The 18,341-nt window shown below is 38.3% G+C and carries 16 protein-coding genes; 8 read left to right on the forward strand and 8 right to left on the reverse strand.

What is annotated here, in order from left to right; all coding sequences use genetic code 11:
- Window positions 1-198: 198 nt before the first annotated feature.
- The 5 genes from V6R21_RS10685 to pheA all read left to right on the forward strand — a co-directional run bounded on the left by V6R21_RS10685 (window position 199) and on the right by pheA (window position 6,964).
- Entirely contained in the window at window positions 199-3,330 is a 3,132-nt protein-coding gene (locus V6R21_RS10685) for an ATP-binding cassette domain-containing protein (protein ID WP_334243529.1), read from the forward strand.
- 110 nt (window positions 3,331-3,440) lie between these two features.
- On the forward strand, window positions 3,441-4,346 hold the full coding sequence (locus tag V6R21_RS10690; protein ID WP_334243531.1) for a hypothetical protein: 906 nt from the start codon (window positions 3,441-3,443) through the stop codon (window positions 4,344-4,346).
- 64 nt (window positions 4,347-4,410) lie between these two features.
- Window positions 4,411-4,842 (forward strand): hypothetical protein, encoded by a 432-nt coding sequence (locus tag V6R21_RS10695; RefSeq protein ID WP_334243533.1) that lies wholly within the window; start codon window positions 4,411-4,413, stop codon window positions 4,840-4,842.
- Between the two features lie 193 nt (window positions 4,843-5,035).
- Window positions 5,036-5,728, forward strand: a complete 693-nt coding sequence (locus V6R21_RS10700) for an ABC transporter ATP-binding protein (RefSeq protein ID WP_334243536.1) — start codon at window positions 5,036-5,038, stop codon at window positions 5,726-5,728.
- Between the two features lie 171 nt (window positions 5,729-5,899).
- Window positions 5,900-6,964 (forward strand): prephenate dehydratase, encoded by a 1,065-nt coding sequence (pheA, locus tag V6R21_RS10705; RefSeq protein WP_334243538.1) that lies wholly within the window; start codon window positions 5,900-5,902, stop codon window positions 6,962-6,964.
- A gap of 79 nt (window positions 6,965-7,043) precedes the next feature.
- Here pheA and aroQ read toward each other — a convergent pair whose 3' ends face one another.
- Entirely contained in the window at window positions 7,044-7,466 is a 423-nt protein-coding gene (gene aroQ / locus V6R21_RS10710) for a type II 3-dehydroquinate dehydratase (RefSeq protein ID WP_334243540.1), read from the reverse strand.
- A 223-nt stretch (window positions 7,467-7,689) separates the two neighbouring features.
- Between aroQ and V6R21_RS10715 the strand changes: the two genes are divergently transcribed.
- Window positions 7,690-9,237, forward strand: coding sequence for a hydroxymethylglutaryl-CoA reductase (locus V6R21_RS10715; protein WP_334243542.1), 1,548 nt, complete (start codon window positions 7,690-7,692; stop codon window positions 9,235-9,237).
- Between the two features lie 70 nt (window positions 9,238-9,307).
- Here the strand turns inward: V6R21_RS10715 and V6R21_RS10720 are convergent, their stop codons facing one another.
- Window positions 9,308-10,162, reverse strand: coding sequence for a sterol desaturase family protein (locus tag V6R21_RS10720; protein ID WP_334243546.1), 855 nt, complete (start codon window positions 10,160-10,162; stop codon window positions 9,308-9,310).
- A gap of 274 nt (window positions 10,163-10,436) precedes the next feature.
- Complete coding sequence (locus tag V6R21_RS10725) at window positions 10,437-11,627, reverse strand: MFS transporter (RefSeq protein WP_334243548.1); 1,191 nt, start codon at window positions 11,625-11,627, stop codon at window positions 10,437-10,439.
- 175 nt (window positions 11,628-11,802) lie between these two features.
- On the opposite strand from V6R21_RS10725, the gene V6R21_RS10730 reads away from it, so the two are divergent.
- Together V6R21_RS10730 and V6R21_RS10735 are read left to right on the forward strand one after the other, a co-directional pair.
- Window positions 11,803-13,125 carry a glycosyltransferase 87 family protein gene (locus tag V6R21_RS10730; protein ID WP_334243550.1) on the forward strand — a complete coding sequence of 441 codons (1,323 nt, stop codon included), beginning with the start codon at window positions 11,803-11,805 and terminating at the stop codon, window positions 13,123-13,125.
- A gap of 109 nt (window positions 13,126-13,234) precedes the next feature.
- Window positions 13,235-14,560 carry a pyridoxal phosphate-dependent aminotransferase gene (locus V6R21_RS10735; RefSeq protein ID WP_334243552.1) on the forward strand — a complete coding sequence of 442 codons (1,326 nt, stop codon included), beginning with the start codon at window positions 13,235-13,237 and terminating at the stop codon, window positions 14,558-14,560.
- A gap of 138 nt (window positions 14,561-14,698) precedes the next feature.
- Here V6R21_RS10735 and V6R21_RS10740 read toward each other — a convergent pair whose 3' ends face one another.
- From V6R21_RS10740 to V6R21_RS10760, 5 genes are all read right to left on the reverse strand, one after another.
- Window positions 14,699-15,703: a DUF4097 family beta strand repeat-containing protein gene (locus V6R21_RS10740; protein WP_334243554.1), complete on the reverse strand. Its 1,005-nt coding sequence runs from the start codon at window positions 15,701-15,703 to the stop codon at window positions 14,699-14,701.
- The gene (locus V6R21_RS10745) at window positions 15,684-16,445 is read right to left on the reverse strand and encodes a hypothetical protein (protein WP_334243556.1); all 762 of its coding nucleotides are present in this window, start codon (window positions 16,443-16,445) and stop codon (window positions 15,684-15,686) included. Before V6R21_RS10745 ends, V6R21_RS10740 begins: the two co-directional genes overlap by 20 nt.
- A 29-nt stretch (window positions 16,446-16,474) precedes the next feature.
- Entirely contained in the window at window positions 16,475-16,990 is a 516-nt protein-coding gene (locus V6R21_RS10750) for an RNA polymerase sigma factor (protein WP_334243557.1), read from the reverse strand.
- 145 nt (window positions 16,991-17,135) lie between these two features.
- Entirely contained in the window at window positions 17,136-17,552 is a 417-nt protein-coding gene (locus V6R21_RS10755; RefSeq protein WP_334243559.1) for a Fur family transcriptional regulator, read from the reverse strand.
- 159 nt (window positions 17,553-17,711) lie between these two features.
- Complete coding sequence (locus V6R21_RS10760; protein ID WP_334243561.1) at window positions 17,712-18,332, reverse strand: hypothetical protein; 621 nt, start codon at window positions 18,330-18,332, stop codon at window positions 17,712-17,714.
- Window positions 18,333-18,341: the final 9 nt, after the last annotated feature.

The following is an 18,341-nucleotide window of genomic DNA, read 5'->3' on the forward strand; positions in this document are numbered from 1 at the left end:
CAAGCAGTTGCCCTTTTGCAATGGTTGGAGCCGTTGAAGATTAATTTTTTCACAAAACTCATACAATAATATCTTGATAAATAGCATTATTTGTATGAATTCTTGTACAATTTAAGCTGAAACTAGAACCAATTAACTTGGTTGAGTTTGTACTTGTTTACAAGCAAGATTTGGTTAAGAACTTGGTGAACAAAACCTATGAGTGAGGAAATACTAAAGGCACTTACGCAATTATTTGCCATTATCTCAAGTCAAGATGAAGGGATTACGGAGACCGAACGTAATTTCGTGATCAACTTTTTCAAGCAAGATCTTGATCAGCAAACTGTCAAGGAATACGTTGCTTTGTATGATCAGTTCATCAATGAAGAAGAAGAGCGTGCAAAAAAGCGTAAACAAAGAGCTGCCAAAAAGAGAAAAGAGCAAGGAGATGAAGTTGAAGTAGTCAATGTTGCAGAAGACGCTGTAAGTGTTCGTAACTCTGTGCGAACATTATCTCTTTGCCGTAAGATCAATAAAACCCTAGACCAAAAGCAGAAAGTCATTGTACTTGTTAAGCTTTTGGAACTCGTTGCTTCAGACCGATCATTCACTCCTCAGAGAATGGACATCATCAACACTGTAGCTGATGTCTTTAATATCCCTTCCCAAGAATACAAACTACTTGAGAAGTTTGTTTCAGAAGGCCACTCTTCAAGAATTGATCATGAAGATATTCTAATCTTTGATGATGAGCGTCCACCGGAAGGTAGCAAGATCAAGTTTATCGACTCTGGTCTGTTGGATGGTGAAATCATCTTTGTAAGGGTTAAGAGCGTTGGGCTTTACTTTACAAAATATACAGGTAAGGATGCCATCTCATTGAATGGTCAGAATGTATCAAAGGATTCAGTGTTACTGTTTTCTCCTGGTAGTGTTTTCAAAACACCTAAAGGTGCTCCTTTGTATTACAGTGACTTGGTGAGTAAATATAATAGTGATGTTAACCGTGATAATATCACATTTGTCGTAGAAGACCTCGAGTTCAGGTTTCCAAATGGCGAGTTAGGACTTCGTAATATCAATGTAGCAGAAACCTCAGGTGGGCTGATTGGTATTATGGGGGCAAGTGGTGCTGGTAAAACTACATTGCTCAATGTGATGGCTGGGTTAGAAACCCCATCACAAGGAGAAGTTCGTATCAATGGGTATAACATCCATACTGAGAAAGAAAATATTGAAGGTGTAATTGGTTACATCGCTCAGGATGACCTGCTGATAGAAGAGCTTACTGTATACCAAAACCTCTATTACAATGCAAAGTTGTGCTTCAAGGATATGCCTGAAGCAGAAATGCATGAGAAAGTGATGGATGTTTTGGAGAGCTTAGGCTTGGATAGAATCGCTGACCTTGTAGTAGGGAATGTCCTTAACAAGAAGATTAGTGGTGGACAGCGTAAGCGATTGAACATTGCACTTGAGCTAATTCGTGAGCCTGCTGTAATGTTTGTCGATGAGCCAACTTCTGGCTTATCATCTAGAGACTCTGAAAACGTAATTGACCTTTTGAAGGAACTTTCTTTAAAAGGCAAACTGATATTTGTAGTAATTCACCAGCCATCTTCAGACATCTATAAGATGTTTGACAAGATGTGGTTGTTGGATACAGGTGGTTATCCAATATTCTATGGAAACCCTGTAGAAGCTATCACATACTTTAAGTCGGCATCTAGACAGGTTGATAGTGATAGAGGACAGTGTGGGACATGTGGTAACGTGAACCCAGAGCAGCTCTTTAATATCATTGAAGCGCAGGTAGTCGATGAATATGGTGAATTTACCAACAAGAGAAAGGTACAGCCAACGGAATGGCATCAGTTATATCAAGATAAGTATGTCGAGTCTGAGATAGAAGAAGCGACAGAACAACCTCCGAAGACATTGAAAATCCCTTCAATGTTTAAACAGACTGCTATTTTCTCTACAAGGGACTTCTTGGCTAAGATCAGTAATACACAGTATATGCTGATCAATATGTTGGAAGCACCACTGTTGGCATTGCTATTATCTTGGGTTATTCGGTATACTCAGGACGGTGACGAAGGGTATGTATTCAAGCACAATGAGAACGTACCTGCTTATATCCTTATCTGTATTATCGTTGCGCTCTTTATGGGTATGACAGTAAGTGCAGAGGAGATTATAAAGGATAGGAAGATATTAAGACGGGAGAGTTTCCTGAACTTGAGTAGGATGAGTTATTTGTTCTCAAAAGTGATAATTCTATTTGCTTTATCAGGAATTCAAACACTTGCATTTGTACTGATCGGTAATTTTGTCCTGGATATAGAAGGGATGAATATAGTTTACTGGCTGGTATTGTTTACAGTGTCCTGTCATGCAAATATGATAGGATTGAATATCTCATCAGGATTTAATTCAGCTGTAACCGTTTATATCCTGATCCCGATATTGCTTATCCCTCAAATGATTTTGAGTGGGTTGATCTTCGATTTTTCTAAACTGAACAATTCAATCAGTGAGCATGGTAAAACACCACTTCTGTCAGATATCATGGCATCACGATGGGGTTATGAGGCTATCACAGTAGAACAGTTCAGAGGAAATATTTATGAAGAAAAGTTCTTTGACCTTGAAATGGCTGTTAGCCAAAACAACTATAAGGTAGCTTACTGGGAGCCAAAGTTACAGGAGCTGTTAATGCAAGCCCAGATGATGGGGTTTGATTATAATGACTCTGTGGCTCCATTGATACAAGAGAAGTTGGAGGTGCTTAGAAGTGAAGTTACCCGAGACGCATATTTTGATGAAGAGGTTAAAGCTGAAGCGTTCAAATTGATGGAAGTAGCTCCTCTACCAAAAGAAAATATAAAAAGGCTTAGAGAAATTTTCTCTGATGCAGCTCAGTCATATAATGACAAAATGGTAGCCTTTTTAGAAAAGAAAGACTCTGTATATATGGTTCTCCCTGAGGCATTGCCTGAAGGTGAAACAATTGAAGGTCTTCAAAAGCAGCATCATAATGAGAAACTTAGTGATTTATTAAAGAGTCCAGGTGGTATCGAGATGACTGCAATTGTTGATAATAAAATAGTGCAATTAGTCGACCCTGTATTTAATATTAGAACAGATGTTGATGGAGTATTAGATTACAGATCTCATTTTTTTGCACCTAAAAAACATTTCTTCGGTATGTATTTTGATACATATTGGTTTAATGTTGTCGTAGTTTGGCTGATGTCATTAGTTCTTTTTGTAACTTTATATTTTGATCTGATGAAAAAATTGGTCGACTTTCCGTCATATATTAAAGGTCGATTGTTTAAGTAAAAACGAAAATCAGGTATTTTGTATTTCTGGTATCTTTGGGGGATATCAGAACTTTTACAGAGAATACACTTTTAGAACTGAAATCAAATATACAAACCCTGAAAGCAGACATGATGAGAAATGTATATCTAGGAATTTTTACTGCAGCCGCAACAATTTTTGGTTCGGTAAAAGCTTTAGCTAACGTACCTAATTCAGGTGAAGCTAAACCAGTTAAGGAAAATACAGGTAAACCTTACCAACAAGACGTTTTGCCAGTAGAGGAGGTGCTTCAGTCAATTCCTTCTCCACTTGAAATTTCTGTTTTGATCAAAGAGGTGGGGACTGTTTATAATAAAGCAGATTTGAATGATCCGAATTCAGTATCAAGATATAATACTGCTTTTCAAAAAGCATTGAACTTGGGTATCTACGGTACTGACTTAGGTTATGCAAATATCTATGGTAAGAACCAGGATGCTATTAGTTACCTGAATTCAGTTAAAAAACTTGCTGATGGCTTGGGAATTGGTGCTTTCTTCGAGTACAATGAGATCAAGCAATTGGCTGAAAGCTCAGGAAAGTTGGATGAGTTGATTAGAAAAACAACTTACAACTTTGAGAAAATCAACGAACACCTGAGAGAAAGAAAAAGAGAGGATATTAGTATTCTTTGTTTGACTGGTGGTTGGATTGAAGCTGTTTACTTGACAACTCTTGTAAACCAAAGAGTTGAAAACGATGTGCTGAAAGAGAAGATCGGTGACCAGAAAATCGTGTTGGAGCAATTGCTGCTTGTTTTGGATATCTATAAATCTAAACCAGGATTTGGTGACTTGATTAGAGACCTTACTTATCTTCAAGAAATTTACGATCAGATTGAAGTAGAGCGTATCTACGGAAAACCATCTATGAAAGAAGTTGATGGAGTTTTGGTTGTAGTTTCAGGTGAGAAAACAATCGTAAAAGTAACTGAGGCAGATGTTCAGAAAATCACTGTGCTTCTGAAATCAATCAGGGACAAAATTGTAAAGTAAGGATAGCTTAAACACGTAATCCAACTAAATTTATTTTTTGGAAATAAAAAAACTGGTGATATAAATGAGAAATCTTTTTGCACTTTTCGTTATTGGAGTTATGGCTCTCTTTTTCTCACCTGAGGCAAATGCCCAGTGTAATGCAGAGCTATATGTTACCAAAAGTATGAAGTCCCTTTCACAAGGATATCAGTTCTCTAAAAGTTATAGAATTGATGGTAGAAACGGTACTAGGAAAAAAATAGAATATACTTGTGTTTTTGCTAAAGATACGAGCTACCAGATTACCTTGACAGGTAAAGACGGTGGTGCTAAAGGTCTGATCGGAACACTTTATGATTCAAGAAGAGAGAAAATTGTTTCAAGTTATTACAATAACAAGTTTATGAGTTCATGGACTTACAAATGTACAGCTACAGGTATTTATTACTTAAGCTTTACTTTTAAGGACTCAAAAAGTTATTGTGGAGCGGCTGTACTTGGCTTTAAGAGATAAGACCATTCAGTTTTCTTCATTACAAAAACTCCCTCAATATTATAGCTGAGGGAGTTTTTTTGTTTTAAAACCTTAATGAAGGGTTTGAAATATAATTTTATTTTGCTCAGAATTGAATAATTATTAGCTTAATCAACTGATTATAAAAACAAGCATAATTTTAGTAAGTGTCAAATTACCCAAACATTTTATTATGATTCACCTGAGTGATATTACAAAATCTTATCATACTGGAGGGCAGAGCCTTCAAGTATTGAAAGGAATAAACCTAAATATTGAAGAAGGAGAGTTTGTTTCCATTATGGGGTCTTCCGGTTCAGGCAAGTCAACCTTGTTGAATATTCTAGGAATATTGGACGACTATGATGGCGGAGAATATAAACTGGCAGGAAACCTGATGAAAAACTTATCCCAGTCAAAATCTGCTTATTACCGTAATAAGTTTCTAGGGTTTGTATTCCAGTCATTTAACTTGCTTCCTTTCAAGAATGCAATTGAAAATGTAGCATTGCCGCTATATTATCAGCAAGTCAGTAGGAGTAAAAGGAATGAGATTGCTTTGGACTACTTGGAGAGAGTTGGGTTAGGCAAATGGGCTCATCATTATCCCTCTGAAATGTCAGGTGGTCAAAAACAGCGTGTTGCTATTGCAAGAGCACTTATTGCAGACCCGAAAGTGATTCTTGCCGATGAACCAACAGGAGCATTGGATACTCAGACATCCTATGATATCATGGAGCTTTTCAAGGAAGTTAATAGAATGGGAAAAACCATTGTTATTGTGACACATGAGAACGATATTGCTGACATGACAGACCGTGTAATTAGATTAAAAGACGGCTTGATTGCTTCAGATGGCGTTGAGGTAGGAGAGGTACTACAATAACATTAGGCAATAGAAGACGATAAAAAATATTTCTACTTATATTGGCTGCTCGGATTAAGTTCTGAGCAGCTTTTTTTCTAGGTGAAAAGCTTGAGTGTACCTGAAAATGGTTTCACTATTTTTTTATGAAGCCTAGCTGTAAGTGTGTTTATAACTGAATTGATGAATACAATGGATTTAAATGAACTCAGAGGAAAGATTGATGGACTGGATGACCAACTGCTAGATCTGCTTTCCAAAAGGATGGAAGTGGTAAAGGCAGTTGGAGAGCTAAAAAAGCATGAAAAGTCAATTATCTACAGACCAGAAAGAGAAAAGGCAATTATTGACCGTCTGACTGAGCTGAGTCAGGGGATGTTGAGCAGATCAGCGATTGAAGCAATCTTTTTGGAGATTTTTGCGGTAAGCCGTAACATCGAACTGCCAGAAAAGGTAGCATATTTGGGGCCTGAAGGTAGCTTTACCCATCAGGCTGCAGAGAGTCGATTTGGTGCCATGAGTGAGTATATTTCATTGAGAACCATCAAGTCAGTGTTTGATAATGTAGAGACAGGACGAGTAAGGTTTGGTGTCGTACCTATCGAAAATAACCAAGAGGGGTCTGTTGCTGAAACGATTGACATGCTTTGTGAGCGTGATGTAAAGATCGTGGCTGAAATTCCAATGGCAATCAATTTTACCTTTGCCAGTATGGAAGACAACCCTAAAAAAATCAAGAAGATTTATTCAAAGGATATTGCTTTCAGACAGTGTCGTGAATTTATACAAGACTACTTTGGAGATGATATAAAGCTTGTAGAAGTAGCTTCAACTTCTAAGGCAGCTAAGTTGGCTTTGGAAAATGAAAACTCTGCAGCAATCTGTTCCCATATAGCAGCGAAGTTGTACGGTCTGCCTATTCTGTTTGATAATATTGAAGACAGTAAGCATAATACAACGCGCTTTTTGATTCTTGCACAGGATGTATTGAATCAGAAGAGTGAAAATGATAAGACGTCCATTCTAGCCAAATTGTCAGACAGACCAGGAGCATTGGTGGATTTCCTGAAAGAATTCAGTTTCAGGGATCTGAACCTTACTAAGATTGAGAGTCGTCCTGCAAGAATCAAGGATAGTTTTAAGTACTGGTTCTTGATTGATTTTGATGGGCACTATCAAGATGAAAAAGTTCAGCAAATTTTGGAGAAATACGGTGACTCTCTAGTATTCTTAGGTAGTTACGTGAAGTTATGTTAGTAAAATTACTGACTTACTAAATTCAAAAGCGAAACATAGATGGAGTTGTATTTGAAGCAAAGCCATCTATGTTTTTTTATTACTTTCTTTTTATCAAAAAGTCGATTGCCATTTGGTAACCGTAAAGGCCAAAACCAGCCATGACCCCAATACAGTTTTTAGCAAGAAAGCTTTTGTGTCTAAATTCCTCTCGGGCATGGACATTTGAAATATGTACCTCCACAACAGGAGTATTAACGCCAGCTATCGCATCTCCTATAGCAACAGATGTATGTGTATAAGCGCCTGCATTCAACACTATTCCGTCATAGGCAAAACCGACTTCATGGATAAAGTCAATCAGTTTACCTTCAGAGTTGGATTGTTCATATCTAATCTCAACAGAAGGGAAAGCGGCTTTGATGTCAATAAGGTAGTCTTCAAAACTTTGTTTTCCGTATATTTCAGGTTCTCTTTTTCCAAGCAGGTTGAGGTTTGGGCCATTTAGAATTAATATCTTCATAATTGTATTATTTCAATATTTATTAGTATAATAATAAAGATGAGTTAAAAGCAAATATGCGCTGTATTCTCTGATTATTAAATGATGTAGATTAGAATTGTACCAAATATCAGACTTTCTAATAACATTTATTAGGATTTTTACGGGAATATGACATTCTTGCTTTACTATCAATCATGACTATTAATTTAGACGAACAACAATAACTCAAACAGAGATCCCAATGTTTATTCCTAGCATTTTACTGAAACAGCTCTACACAAGAGGAAGCCTAACTAACGTTGATGGAGGGGTGAAGTTTTCTTTGAAAAATAGACTTAAAGACGCTAAGCTCCTTGAGATTCTCAGTGTAAAACTCAACAAAAAACCCATTCCACTGGAAGATGTATCCATTCTCTTTGGAGACAAGGAAGCGATTGCCGCCTTGGAACTGAAACATGCTGGAGAGTTGGATTTTCCATTAAGAAAAGTAGTAACGCTACTGATGAAGGAGATATCTCCGCTTCCTGCCGAAAAGCACACCATTGATTTGGAATTCAAAGCAGAACCTTTTGGGAAATTAAAAGTCAGTGTCGATGATGTGATTACAGACAAAAAAGACTTTGAAGTTAAAATCCCTCGTAATGATGAGGATGACTATTCGGATGATGCAATCAAAACACGTCAGGATTTCCTAAAAGAACAGACAGGAAAAAGCATTCAGCATATTAATCAGTATAGCATTGACCCGCACTCCCTTCAAGGAAATATTGAGCACTTTATGGGCGTAGCACAAGTCCCAATGGGAATTGCAGGTCCAATCAAGGTAAATGGGGAGCATGCAAAAGGGGAGTTTCTGATCCCGATGGCTACAACGGAAGGAACCTTGGTTGCCTCTTACAATAGGGGTATGAAAGTGGCAAATATGTGTGGTGGCATCAAGTCAACCGTACAGGATGATGCCATGCAGCGAGCACCTGTGTTTGTTTTTGATGATGCCAGAGGTGCACGTGATTTTGTCCAATGGATAAAAGACAACTTTGATAAGATAAGAGAAGAGGCTGAAGCTACCTCATCAATAGCTAAACTGACATATATAGATCATTACCTTTCCAACAAATTTGCCTTCCTCCGTTTCAATTTTAAGACGGGTGATGCAGCTGGACAGAATATGGTTGGTAGAGCAACATTTGCAGCATGCGGCTGGATTTTGGATCATTACAAAGGTGGTATCAAAAACTTTTACCTTGAGTCAAATTTTGCTACCGATAAGAAAGCCTCTCAGATCAATATTATGCGTACGAGGGGCAAGCGTGTAACGGCGGAAGTAACGATCAAGAAAGAAGTACTTGAACAGGTGATGAGGGTAGAGCCTGCTCAGCTTGATTATCACAACCGAGTAGCTTCAATAGGCTCATTCTTGTCAGGAGTAAATAATAATGGATTACACTCTGCCAATGGCATTACAGCGATGTTTATTGCAACAGGTCAGGATGTGGCAAACGTATCTGAGTCTTCGGCTGGTATTATTTACACCGAACTGACAAAAGAGGGAGACCTTTATCTTTCTCTGACAATTCCATCGTTGATCGTGGCTACATATGGTGGTGGAACCGGAATCGGTACACAAAAGGAATGCCTTGAGTTGTTGGACTGTTTTGGAAAGGATAAGGTATATAAGTTTGCAGAAATAGTGGCAGCTGTTGCCTTGGCAGGAGAGATTTCGCTAGCCTCAGCTATATCATCTTCCGATTGGGTATCCTCTCATGAGCAGTATGGCAGAAACAGATAGAAATCATAATTTTCACGATATAAAAAAGCCGCAAGTTTGATGCTTGCGGCTTTTTCTTTTCAAAATATTCTTAAGGTCTTCCTAAGAGGATCTTGATTTTGTTTTTCAGTCCTTTGGTTTTACCCATATCTTTAAGAATATCTACGAGTTCATGGAATACAAGTGTAACAGGGTTGTAGCTGTTTACAGGTTTTGTAATGCCATAATCTGGTTGCTCCTCTTCAGGTTGAAATGTGTTGAACATTCTGTCCCAAATAATCAAAGTAGATCCATAGTTTTTGTCAATATATTTAGGGTTCCTAGCATGGTGTACCCTGTGGTGTGAAGGCGTAACAAAAATATACTCAATAGGTCTTGGTAGTTTACGGATAACTTCAGTATGTATCCAAAACTGATAAAGTACTTCAATCTGGTGAGCGATAAAGAAAATAAAAGGATCAAAGCCCATTGCTGCTACGGGCACAAAGAATATAAACTTTACAAACTGAATCCAAGAAAGACGGAATGATACTGAAAGGTTATAATATTCGGACGAATGGTGCGGTACGTGAGTAGCCCAGAAAAATCGATTTTCGTGCGCAACTCTGTGCGCCCAATAACGAGCAAAATCAATAGCAATCAGACATGGAATGATTGTCCACCAACTTGAAGGTAACTTAAAAGGAGCAAACTCATAAGCAGTATATACCAGTACGAAAATAATTCCTTTGATGATGGAGTTAATCAGGACGTTTGTCAGACCAATTCCAACAGAGGCTGCCAGATCGTATTTATTGTAAAGATTCTTGTTACGCTTAATTGAGTAGATGAACTCAATCATTACAAGAAGAAACATGACAGGAGCTGCCCATATAATAATTTGAGGCAATTCTAGCTGATTGACTTGTTGCAAAATCCTGTCATAATGACTCATCAAAAACTGCATAAATAACTTGAAATTAAATTTGGATAGTTTATTGAAAGGCTTGACTATCAGTTGGACATAAAAATGGAAAAGAACGGAAGCTTTTAGATAGCCAACCTAATTAAATAGCTAAACACACATGAGGCTTCTTCCGAACAAATCTATGTTACTCTATCACGTATTTAGTTTTTTGCTAAACCGGAAGTTTTCAATAAAAACAATCAGGAATAGTCTTTTAGAATAATCCCCAATATAATAAACAAATCATGGATTTGTATTTATTGGAGGAAATCCTTCAATATTGCTCTTTGACTTTTTTCAAAATAATAACAGAAATAATGGTCAGTAAAACGCCCACATAGCCCGCTATTTCATAGTGGTCATATTTGCCATCAGGTGTTTGAGTGAGGATAAAACCAGCACTGAATGCAGCTGTAGCTGAAGCAAATTGTTGTACTGCAGCTCTGATACTCATAAAGCTTCCTCGTTGAGCAGGAAGCGCTGTACTGAGAATAATGGCATTTCCAGGGATTGACCTTCCTCCTGTAATAAAGAAAACAGTGGTAAATATCAGGACGAACCAAACTGGAGCAGATTCAAGGTTTGTAATGATGACCATAGGTATTGTAGCGAGAAAAGCTAAAATAGCCATAACAGGAAACTTGCCAATTTGGTCTGAAAGCTTCCCAATAAACGGAGAAGTGAAGATAGTGATCACACCGCCGGCAAAGTAGATCCAAGTTAACTGTACTTCTTCAAAACCAACGTTGGAAACCATATAAGGAGCAAGAAATGGTACAATGATAAAGTGTCCGCAAAACATAGCGAAAGCACCGGCAAGAGCTTTAAGCTGATTTGGGTTTTTAAATACCTGTAATAGTTGTGGGAGTGGGGATTGCCCTTTATTCAACTTTACATGTGTATCCACTACGGGAATATAGCGAAAAAGCAAAACCAACAAAACTAATCCCATCGCTGCAATAGCAAAAAATGGTACCCGCCAACTAAACGTTACGCCAAAGTACAGTCCGAAGGGAACTCCCAAAGCTGAGGCAGGAGAAAAGCCCATCATCAAGATCCCAATGCCTTTGCCTCTGTCCTGTGGTTTGATTAGGTCTCCAACCAGTGCAAACAGTAGCGCATTGATTACACCTCCAAAAATCCCAGTAAATGCTCTGGCTGCAACCAATGTATAGTACCCTTGAGCAAGGCCACAGAATATGGTTCCTATAATAAAACCAATATATAAGGTCAATAGGAAGCGCTTTCGCTCAATTTTATCAATAAAGAAAATAGAGGTAACTCCTGAGATACCAGCGGCAAAAGTATAAGCAGATACAACAGTACTCCATTGTGGAGGTGATAATGAGAAGACAGTTTGAAATTCGTGCCCTAAAGGCATCATAACCATGAAGTCCAAAATATTGGTAAAGCTAACAGATGCCAGCAGGTAAAGAATGGTTTTTTCTTGCTTGCTAAAAGCCATAAACTAATCTGACTTGCAGATGATTTCTAGTGGAATATTAATTTTAAAGCTTTTCTCTTTTAGAAATCGCAAGGGGAGCTTTTTAAAGAAGAAAAGACTAGCTGGTATAAAAGGATAAGCACTATTTCAACTGTACCTTTGGCATAATAAAACTTGAAACAAACTAATGCTAAAAATGTTTGAGAAGCTTCAAATAGGGCAAAATAAAAAATTAGCTTTTTACTTGCTGCTTTTGCTGTCACTAGTAGGTTACTATTGGCTGATGTATGAAAGCCCTAGGGAACATTTTTTTACGTTGATTCTGATTTGGGGTGGATTGTTTTTGATGTATTGGTTAATGATAAAATCAAAACCAAATAATAGAGACATATGGATAGCAATCATGGCTTTTAGAGCCATTTTGCTTTTTGCAATCCCAACTCACTCAGATGATATTTACCGTTTTATTTGGGATGGAATACTCAACCTTGAAGGGGGGAATCCATTTGAAAAAGTGCCTTCAGAATGGATGAATATGGGAAGCCATGCGTTGGTACAGGATGAGTTTCTTTATAAGCAGATGAATTCCCCTGAATTCTTTACAATCTATCCACCAGTATGTCAGGTGTGGTTTACCTTGGGTGCATTTTTCTATCAGAAAGGGGGAATGCTATCAGCCGTAGTTGCTATGCGGTTTGTTACGCTACTTGTTGAAGCTTGTACCTGTATACTGTTATTCCATTTCTTAGATAAAAGCACGAAGAAACTATCTCTTTATGCACTTAACCCTCTAGTGATTATTGAACTGACAGGGAATCTCCACCCTGAAGTGTGGATGGTGATGGGACTTATAGGCTCGTTTTATTATCTAAAAAGGCAAAACCTGTTCATATCTGCACTTTTATTTGCAGTGGCTGTATGTGCCAAACTGTTACCTTTAATGTTTTTACCCTTATTGCTTTTTTATCTTGGTTGGCGTAAAGCATTGCTTTATTACCTGGTAGTAGGGGGGATCACAATCATGGCATTCCTTCCATATATTGATTTTGAAACACTCCAACATCTGGTTGAAAGTGTAGACTTATATTTTAGGAAGTTTGAGTTCAATGCGTCTTTCTATTATGTGGTCAGGTGGATCGGTTTTCAGGTAAAAGGATACAATATCATAGCCAAAGCAGGACCTGCTTTATCATTGGTTACAGTGACAGTCATTCTGACCTTGATGGTAAAATCATATTTTGACAAGAATGGTCTTAATGGGTACATAAAGAATGTCCTAGTTGTGCTGACAGTCTATCTATTAATGTCTCCGATAGTCCACCCATGGTACCTTACTACATTGGTAATGTTAGGTGTCGTTTCTGAGTTCAAGTACCCCTTGATCTGGTCATTTACAGTTATCCTTTCTTATTGGGCTTACCAATGGGCGGATTATCATGAAAGCATGATTTTAATATTTGTTGAATATTTATTGGTTTTTCTTTTCATTTTTAAAGAAAAGAGTAAAATATTTGAATGATTAACTATAAAAGTCATTTGTAGCTGAAAAGAATGTATTGAAGGTTGAACTTCAAAGTACCTCTTTTGGCAACCGACGACACATTTGGAAGAACAAATTTGCACGCGATATGAGGCAGAAACTGTTGAGAGCAGGTGCTGATGAATTGAATTATGAAATTCGTGGCATCGTAAAAAAAGCGGAACAACTCCAGAAACTCGGCAAAGAGATTTACTGGGAGAATATTGGTGACCCTATCCAGAAGAACCATCGTATGGCCGCCTGGATGAAAGAAATAATTGGAGAATTAGCCCAAGAGGATGCCACATATGGTTATTGTCATTCCAAAGGTGTTTTGGCCACAAGAGAGTTTTTGGCAGAAAGAACAAACCAGCTAAATGGTGTACAGATTACTGCGGATGATATACTTTTCTTTAATGGATTGGGAGATGCCATTGCAAAGCTATATCAGTTTCTGGTACCTTCTTCTCGTATTATAGGTCCATCACCTGCTTATTCAACACATTCATCAGCAGAAGGCGCACATGCCAATGCGCATCCACTCACTTATAAACTGGATCCTGAAAATAACTGGTATCCAGATATGGATGACCTATATCTGAAGGTGAAGTATAATCCGAATATTGTTGGGATTCTGATTATCAATCCTGATAACCCTACAGGAATGGTTTATCCTTTGGAGATTCTACAGCGGTTTGTGGAGATCGCGAAGGAGTTTGACCTGTTTTTGGTATGTGATGAAATTTATTCGAATATCACATATAATGGTGCCAAGGCTTATAAGCTAGCTGAGTACATTGAGGATGTGCCTGGTATATCGCTGAATGGTATTTCTAAAGAACTACCTTGGCCGGGGTCTCGCTGTGGATGGATGGAGTATTATAACCGTGATAAGGATGAGCAATTTAACAGGCTTTGTAATACACTTGACAATGCCAAAATGATTGAGGTATGTGCCACTAAGTTGCCACAGCTTGCTATTCCACTTATTCTGTCTGATGAGCGTTATCAACCATACCGTGATGCACTTAATGAGAAAATCGGTCAGCGTAGTAAACTGATTACAGAATTACTTGGGGACTTGCCACAGCTTCATTTTAACGAGACATTTGGCGCATTTTACAATACCATCATCTTTAAGGATGAAGTACTGAAAAAGGGACAGGAGATTGAAATTGAAGATCCGAAAGTAAAGGCACTGTTAGATGGCTGGTTGGAAAGTGACCCTAATATGTCACTTGACAAGCGCTTTGTATACTACCTGCTAGCATCTAAAGGAGTTTGTGTGGTGCCAGTTTCTTCTTTCTGTTCAGATTTACAGGGTTTTCGAGTGACGTTGCTGGAAGAAGATGAAACATTGATGAGAGAAACTTTTACCCATATTAGAGAGGCAGTACTAGAATATACGGGAGCTTATAGCTATTCAAGTAAATGACGGTATGAGCGTTTTTAAAAAAGGGGAGCCTGATATATTTCAGTCTCCCCTTTTTAGTGCTTAATGATCTATTCAAATCAAATTGAAAAGGCCACCCATAAGGTAGCCCCTCAATCAGAAAATTTACAACCATTTCAATTATCTGAAAGTGACACTTCCATAATTTGCATAAACAGTTACTTTTTTACCGGAGCCTTCACTGCCTTTTCTACCTTCATAATCTCCGGATGTATTTCTGGTTATTTCTTTGTAAATATCTACACCATCCAATTTTGAGGAGAAACCACCATAACGGGTGTGAACCTCAAAATCAAAATTGCTGGAATCTTCAAAACCTAGTTTTACTGATCCGTAAGAAGAGTCTACCATAATTCCAGAGAAACTTTTATGGGTGTCATCTACTTTTACAGACCCATATTTACTTTCCAGCTCTAGCAGAGTCTGCAAGTTCCCGATACTTAAGCTTGCATAGGAAGAACTTCCTCTGACCTGACCAGCACGTTCGATAGCGATGCCTCCATATTTGTCATCCATTTGTAGGTCACCAACTTCTTCAATTTTGATAGTACTGCAATACCTTGTACGCATATCTCCACGCTTGATACTTTCGATTTCGCCACCACTGTAACTCAACTTTATATCAGCAATAGGGCTTTCAATACGTTGCGCTCTCAGTTGTCCATAAGCAACATCCAGTTCTAGCTTGCCATTGAAGTCACCAAGCTCAACATTACCATACTTGTTGGATACATCAAGTGGGTTTCCTTTCGGCATTTTTACATAGTAGTTGATTTCAAACCCCTTGTTATTGTTTGACCAGTTATTATCTGGTGGACTTGTTTCGTAGAATATTACACCACCTGTGTGATCTTTTTTGATCTTGATCATGTCAAGGATGCTTTGGGCTTTCTCTTCATTTTTAGCCCAAGCCTTGATTTCTACTTTTACTATAATAGAATTTGTAGCACTGGTTTCAATGAAGACCGTACCGAACTTATTATGTAGAGAGAGTTTCTCATCTGAGTTAACCTTGTACGTATCTTCAAATTCTCGTGAAGCTTCTTCTTGCGCCCAAACTGGAATGTTGAAGGTGAGAAGTCCTATCAGTAATAGTAAGTATAGCTTATAAGTTGATCGTTTCATCTTGTTCTACTTTTCCGTTTTTGTTGATGGATTGAAGAATAAAAATCTGCTTGTTAAGCAAGGCAATCCTGAGCTGTAAGTTCTCTACAAGGGCTTCAATCAGAATACCTTGTTGTTGAGTTGAAGACAACTCATCTTTTAGCTGATTATATGCTGAGTCGAGAGTATTCAATTCTTTGTCAAAGTCCTTTAGCATGTCTGCATCGGCAGATTTGAAAGCCATCACTTCCTGCTTTTTCAAGCTGATTAGAGAAGTGTAGTGTCGTTCCGCCTCCTGTAGTTCAGGAAGTACTACTTCTGATGCTATATCCTGTTGTGTAGAAGCATTCCAAGAGTACTGAAAGCCGATACCAAGCATCAAGCCAGCTACTACAGCCGCAGCTACAGATTTCCATAGCATATTCAATGATACCGTTTTGGCTTCCTTGGGTTGCGCTACAGGCTGATCCAATTCAGATGTGATATTTTCCCAAAGTGCATCATCTGGCTCATGAATATCCAAGTCCTTTGTGAAGTGTTGCAGTGAGTCTTCGAAAGAGGAAAGCTCAGGCAACTGTGGCGCAAGCCTATCCCAAAGTGTTGAAGAAGGGCTTTCTGTATCCAAACTACTCCTGTTGGCTCGAACAAAGTTTTCAAGGTCGTCTGCCATCAGTTTTTCAAACTGCCCATAAGAGACCGTTTTAGGAGTGTGTCTGTCCAGTTGCTCTCTATGTTGAAGAATATATTTTTCCAGTTTGTCCATAACGTATTCTTAGTAAGGAGATCATGAACTTATGAGGCCAATAGTTCTCTGAGTTTCTTTTTGGCTCTGCTGTACTGTGACTTTGAAGCAGACTCTGAAATTTGTAATATTTCAGCAATCTCACTGTGGTCATAGCCTTCCAGCAGATAAAGAGAAAAGACAATTCGGTAGCCATCCGGCAATAGTTGAATGGCTTCCCTTACCCTGTCAACACTAAGGTGAAGGTCTTCCTTGTCTTGTGCGCCAGCCTCGGGTAAGTCGTGCTGCATCTCATCCATACTGAGTACAGATAGTTTGCGTCGTCTGATATGGTTGATACTCTCATTGACCACAATTCTTTTGAACCAGGCTCCAAATGTAGCATCACCCTTATAGGACTCAAGACTTCTGAACATCTTCAGAAAAGCTTCTTGCATTACATCTTCAGCTTCTTCTATACTGTTGGTGATTCGGACACATACGTTAAACATCGGTTTGGCATATTGCTTATAAACCTCGTATTGTGCTTTTCTGTCACCTGTTTTACATCTCTCTATTAGTGTCATTGAATAATCAGTAGCATGTTACAGTTGAATTACCCGGGTATTCTGAATTAAAGACAGGAAGAATTATCATAGGTTGCATTAATTGGAAAAAATAAAGATCCAAAAAAAAGCTTTGCCATCAGACAAAGCTCTTACTCAAGTATACTTATGCATTACATTTATTACACGTTCCAATGACCAGGAAGTTTGCTTCTTGCATGGTATAGCCATCGGGGAGTTTGACATGCTGTATCGGAATCTGGTCCATGCAGATAGTGTGTCCACATTTATCACATTTGAAGTGTACGTGCTCATGATTATGTACATGGTCTGTACAATGGTCGTGGTTACACATCGCATACTTTACAATATTGTTTTCATCCAATACCTTATGGAGAATGTCATTTTCCAGAAATGTCTTTAGTGTTCTGTAAATCGTAGCTCTATCACACATGCCATGGATATTTGCCTCTATGTCATTTTCAGATAATGCGATGTCTGAGCGCATAAAAATCTCCAGAATAGAGGTACGGCTACCTGTTCTCCTTAATCCATGTGCATTTAATATTTCTAATGAGTTCATACGCAAGGTGCTTTATTTTCAATCTCGAAAGGTTCATCTTTCGAAGCGTGTCGCATTTGCAAAAATAAGGCTTTTCAAGCAAAAGGAGAAATATCATTGATGGATAAAAAAAAAGGCATTCTCCACCGAGAATGCCTTTTCTTTAAATGAGGCTCGAAACTATTCCATTTCTTCTCTTACACGGAACGTATAACAGAACGCTTGGAAGATTGGAACGTTATCAATTTCCAGTTTTTCACCTATTTCAACGATTTTGTCAAGCTCTACCTTGTTGATAGTACGCTCATTAAGCAAGTCGTCATCCTCTTCAAGGAAAAGGAAAGAAAGAAACTTGACAAAAATGTATGGCGTGTTCAGGATGTCTCTTCTGATATCTCCAGTCAAAGCTTCTGGATTCTTCAAAGTATTCAGGACAACATTGTTGCGCTTCAGAGATGAGTGCATCGTCGTCTTGATTACCTTGTAGAAGCGGTCTTCCCACTTTGAGAAGTTCTTGACAAGATATTTGACAGATTGCGTAAGTGCATCAGAGTTCAGGAAAAAGCTTCTTCTAGAAAGCTTTCTCACCTTTTTGTTAAGGGAAAGCTCTTCGTACAGGCTGACACTGCCGTTGGCAAGTGTAACACCAATTGTTGGCGCCATCAGTACGAGAGAGATAAAGTCTGAATCACCAATATCCATAAATGAATCTTCGGTTTTCAGAAAGTCTCGTTTCAGGTTCAGGATTTCATCCATAACATCCTGATCTCGGACAAGAGTAACCAATTCGCTACCAGTCATGTCTATTCA

The organism is Limibacter armeniacum (assembly GCF_036880985.1).
Lineage (GTDB): Bacteria > Bacteroidota > Bacteroidia > Cytophagales > Flammeovirgaceae > Limibacter > Limibacter armeniacum.

Bases quoted from the DNA above. Each gene is read 5' to 3' on its own strand.
- V6R21_RS10730 (WP_334243550.1), top strand. From the start codon at position 11,803: ATGTTTGAGAAGCTTCAAATAGGGCAAAATAAAAAATTAGCTTTTTAC.
- V6R21_RS10695 (WP_334243533.1), top strand. From the start codon at position 4,411: ATGAGAAATCTTTTTGCACTTTTCGTTATTGGAGTTATGGCTCTCTTT.
- V6R21_RS10685 (WP_334243529.1), top strand. From the start codon at position 199: ATGAGTGAGGAAATACTAAAGGCACTTACGCAATTATTTGCCATTATC.
- V6R21_RS10700 (WP_334243536.1), top strand. From the start codon at position 5,036: ATGATTCACCTGAGTGATATTACAAAATCTTATCATACTGGAGGGCAG.
- V6R21_RS10720 (WP_334243546.1), bottom strand. From the start codon at position 10,162: ATGCAGTTTTTGATGAGTCATTATGACAGGATTTTGCAACAAGTCAAT.
- V6R21_RS10740 (WP_334243554.1), bottom strand. From the start codon at position 15,703: ATGAAACGATCAACTTATAAGCTATACTTACTATTACTGATAGGACTT.
- aroQ (WP_334243540.1), bottom strand. From the start codon at position 7,466: ATGAAGATATTAATTCTAAATGGCCCAAACCTCAACCTGCTTGGAAAA.
- V6R21_RS10760 (WP_334243561.1), bottom strand. From the start codon at position 18,332: ATGACTGGTAGCGAATTGGTTACTCTTGTCCGAGATCAGGATGTTATG.
- V6R21_RS10725 (WP_334243548.1), bottom strand. From the start codon at position 11,627: ATGGCTTTTAGCAAGCAAGAAAAAACCATTCTTTACCTGCTGGCATCT.
- V6R21_RS10750 (WP_334243557.1), bottom strand. From the start codon at position 16,990: ATGACACTAATAGAGAGATGTAAAACAGGTGACAGAAAAGCACAATAC.
- V6R21_RS10735 (WP_334243552.1), top strand. From the start codon at position 13,235: ATGAGGCAGAAACTGTTGAGAGCAGGTGCTGATGAATTGAATTATGAA.
- V6R21_RS10745 (WP_334243556.1), bottom strand. From the start codon at position 16,445: ATGGACAAACTGGAAAAATATATTCTTCAACATAGAGAGCAACTGGAC.
- pheA (WP_334243538.1), top strand. From the start codon at position 5,900: ATGGATTTAAATGAACTCAGAGGAAAGATTGATGGACTGGATGACCAA.
- V6R21_RS10715 (WP_334243542.1), top strand. From the start codon at position 7,690: ATGTTTATTCCTAGCATTTTACTGAAACAGCTCTACACAAGAGGAAGC.
- V6R21_RS10755 (WP_334243559.1), bottom strand. From the start codon at position 17,552: ATGAACTCATTAGAAATATTAAATGCACATGGATTAAGGAGAACAGGT.
- V6R21_RS10690 (WP_334243531.1), top strand. From the start codon at position 3,441: ATGATGAGAAATGTATATCTAGGAATTTTTACTGCAGCCGCAACAATT.